This window comes from Gelidibacter sp. (assembly GCF_039916245.1).
GTDB lineage: Bacteria > Bacteroidota > Bacteroidia > Flavobacteriales > Flavobacteriaceae > Gelidibacter.
In genome coordinates, this window is sequence record NZ_JBDSLS010000115.1 from 1 (window position 1) to 3,830 (window position 3,830).

At 41.6% G+C, this 3,830-nt stretch carries 3 protein-coding genes; all 3 read left to right on the forward strand.

All coding sequences use genetic code 11. From position 1 onward, the window contains the following. Window positions 1–1,120, forward strand: a 1,120-nt coding sequence (locus ABIQ28_RS05980) for a phosphoketolase family protein (RefSeq protein WP_348035969.1), incomplete at its 5' end; no start/stop codon positions are given. Between the two features lie 3 nt (window positions 1,121–1,123). Continuing rightward, on the forward strand, window positions 1,124–1,936 hold the full coding sequence (locus ABIQ28_RS05985) for a DUF6544 family protein (protein WP_348035970.1): 813 nt from the start codon (window positions 1,124–1,126) through the stop codon (window positions 1,934–1,936). 330 nt (window positions 1,937–2,266) lie between these two features. Then, a partial coding sequence (locus ABIQ28_RS05990) for a plasma-membrane proton-efflux P-type ATPase (RefSeq protein ID WP_348035971.1) occupies window positions 2,267–3,830 on the forward strand: 1,564 nt, incomplete at its 3' end.

Consider the following 3,830-nt stretch of genomic DNA (forward strand, 5'->3'; position numbering starts at 1 on the left):
TGAAACGATGTCGAACTTCCTTGGAGCCATTTTTGAAACTACCAATCGTCAATGGGACGCACGTACCGAAGAGTATGATGAATTTCTTTCGCCTTCTGGTGAGGTGATCGATTCTATGCTAAGCGAACATCAATGTGAAGGGTTTCTGGAAGGCTATCTTTTAACGGGAAGACATGGCTTGTTTAATTGCTACGAAGCGTTCATCCATATCATTGATTCGATGTTCAACCAGCATGCGAAATGGTTGAAAGTAACCTTGGAACTGCCCTGGCGCAGGAAGATTGCTTCCTTAAATTATTTGTTGGCCTCTCATGTATGGCAACAGGATCACAATGGCTTTACCCATCAGGATCCCGGATTTTTGGATCATGTCATTAATAAGAAAGCAGATGTGGTACGCGTTTATTTACCAGCGGATGCCAATTGTTTGTTGTCCATTATTGATCACTGCCTGCGAAGTCGTCATTATGTAAATGTTGTGGTCGCGGGCAAACATGCACTTCCCCAATGGCTTACTATGGATGAAGCGGTGGTGCATTGCACCGAAGGCATTGGCATCTGGCAATGGGCAAGTAATGACCAGGATTCTGAACCCGATGTCATCATGGCTTGTTGTGGTGACACGCCAACGCTGGAAACATTAGCTGCAGTTTCGATTTTATGGGAACATCTGCCGGAGGTGAAAATAAGAACGGTGAATGTCGTTGACTTGATGAAACTACAATCCAGTTCAGAACATCCCCACGGACTGAATGATCGGGATTATGACTCCATATTTACTAAAGATAAACATATTATTTTCAACTTTCACGGGTATCCATGGTTGGTACATCGATTGACATATCGCCGTGCCAACCGTGAACTTCACGTGAGAGGTTATAAAGAAGAAGGAACGATTACCACGCCTTTTGATTTAAGAGTACAGAATGAAATTGACCGTTTTCACTTGGTAATCGATGTCATAGATCGTTTGCCACATTTAGGAAGCAAGGGGGATTACCTGAAACAACAATTAAAAGATAAATTGATTGAACATAAACATTATGTCAGTGAGCATGGCAAAGATCTGCCTGAAGTTCTCAACTGGAAATGGAAAGCACATAGTTCAGATAAAAAATAGATAATGATCATTGCACTTATCATAGCGGGTTTTTTTATATGGATTCTAATCACTGGAAAAATAATTCTGTCTATTCAATTCAAAAAAGAAGTAAAAACGCTCTTTGGGCAGTCAGAAAGTATATCCAGTAACCTATTTCATTCTGAACAAATTTATGGCTTGCCCGAACCTGTGCAACGTTATTTCAAGTACATTTCAAAAGAAGGGCAACCTTATATAAGCTATGCAAGAATTACCCATGATGGCCAATTTAAAACAGGGTTGGATAAAAAGTGGGTACATATAAAAGGAGAACAATATGCAACCACAGAAAAGCCAGGTTTTATCTGGAAAGGTGTTACCGCCATGTTTACCGCCCGGGACATGTATATCGCCGATAAAGGGAGGTTGGTCGTTTTACTTTTTTCTGTATTTAAAGTTGTTGATGCTAAAGGAGAAGAATACGACCAAGGCGAACTGCTGAGGTGGCTTGGCGAAAGTGTTTTGTATCCTACCAATTTATTGCCTGGCGAACGATTGAAGTGGATGGCAATCGATTCAAACTCTGCAAAACTAACGTTCAATTATAACGGTCTTGAATTGTTTTTCATTATCACATTTAATGAAGTTGGTGAAATCATCCAAATGGAAACTAAACGCTATATGGATAAAGAAAATTTAGAAACTTGGATAATTAAGATTGCTGGGTATGAAGAGCTCAATAATGTAAAAGTCCCCACAAGCTTTGAAGTATTATGGAGATTAAAACAAGGCGATTTCAGTTATGCTAAGTTTAATATTAAAAGGATTGAGTACAACAAAGCGGAAATGTTTTGAAACACTATTGTTCGATAAAAGAATCAAGACCACTGCGTTGATAGAATATAGACCTGTGCCAAAAAGCATTTGGCTTAAAGTTTAAGGTCTAGTCCAAAATTCGCGTTTTTTATAAGCGTTTGTAATAAAAAACAAAAGAAGCGTATAGTTGAACAAAACTTTAAAAACCTCTATTTAAAGAAGGTTACGCGAAGTACTGGAAGTTTTAATCGGACAACAATATTTTTGAAATTATAATTCTAGTAAAATTAATTCTTATTAAACCACTACGGATTTCTATTCCATGGTCGTTTGTTGAGTAACCTACGGTTCACTTATATAAAATCCGGTATGAAAAGTAAAGACGAACAGCCCAAAGCTGGCAAAAAGAACCTGGCAACTAAGCCTGAGCCAAAGGATGATTTGAAGTCACTTCCTATGGACGAAGTAGAGAAAAAATTAGAATCGTCTCCTGATGGGCTTACGCAAGCTGAGGCGCAGAAACGCCTGACCCAATACGGACCTAATGAGCTTCAGGAAAAGAAAACCAATATGTTCCTGAAATTGCTATCTTATTTTTGGGGACCTATTCCTTGGATGATAGAAATAGCTGTAGTTCTTTCTGCCGTAGCGCGTCACTGGCCGGATTTTTTCATTATTCTGGTATTGCTTTTTGCCAATGCTTTGGTAGGGTTTTGGGAAGAGCGCCAGGCAGGAAATGCCATCGCCGCTTTGAAAGCAAAACTAGCCACTAATGCCCGAGTAAAAAGGGATGGAAAGTGGACAACACCTCCAGCTCGCGAGTTGGTGCCGGGTGACGTCATACGCATGCGTCTCGGGGACATTGTTCCTGCGGATGCTCGTCTGCTCGACGGTGACGAGATATCGGTCGACCAGTCGGCGCTTACAGGAGAATCGTTGCCAGCTTCGCGAAAAAGTGGGGAAGCAGTATTCTCAGGCTCCATTATTCGCAGAGGTGAAATTGACGCTTTGGTTTATGCCACGGGTACCAACACCTATTTTGGCAAAACAGCAAAATTGGTGGAAGAAGCGCATACCGAAAGCCACTTTCAAAAGGCAGTACTCAAGATTGGTAATTACCTAATTATCCTCGCCCTTGTGTTGGTAGCCATCATTATTACCGTCTCCGTTTTACGTCGCGATCCTATTCTTAGTACATTACAGTTTGCACTTGTACTAACAGTAGCAGCTATTCCAGTAGCAATGCCAACGGTATTGTCGGTAACAATGGCGGTCGGGGCACGGCTGTTGGCCAAAAAGCAAGCTATTGTGAGCAAGCTGGTGGCTATTGAGGAACTGGCTGGCGTGGACGTACTTTGTGCTGATAAAACAGGAACGCTTACACAAAATAAATTAACGCTTGGTGATCCTTTCAGCGTTGATAACATACCAGCCGAGCAGGTGATTTTGAATGGTGCTCTTGCATCTCGTGCGGAAAATAACGACACTATTGACTTAGCTGTTCTAGCAGGACTTAAGGATACCGATGCATTAAAGGAATACAAGGTCACGCATTTTCAGCCTTTTGATCCTGTGCATAAGCGTACCGAGGCAGAAGTAACATCGAAAGATGGAAAAACATTCAAAGTCTCAAAGGGTGCACCACAGGTTATTTTAGCATTATCGGCAAATTTCGCCCAAGTAAAATCTGATGTCGATAAGGCCGTCAACGATTTTGCGGTTAAGGGGTTCCGTGCTTTAGGAGTTGCCCGTGCTGAAGGCGATGGTCCATGGCAGTTTGTTGGGGTGTTGCCTCTTTTTGATCCACCGCGTGATGATGCCAAAGAAACGATTGCTACTGCCATGAAAATGGGCGTTAAGATAAAGATGGTTACTGGCGATGCGCTAGCTATTGCTAAAGAAACCGCTCAAAAATTAGATATGGGTACCAATA

Coding starts and splice junctions, on each gene's coding strand:
- ABIQ28_RS05985 (WP_348035970.1), top strand. CDS start 1,124: ATGATCATTGCACTTATCATAGCGGGTTTTTTTATATGGATTCTAATC.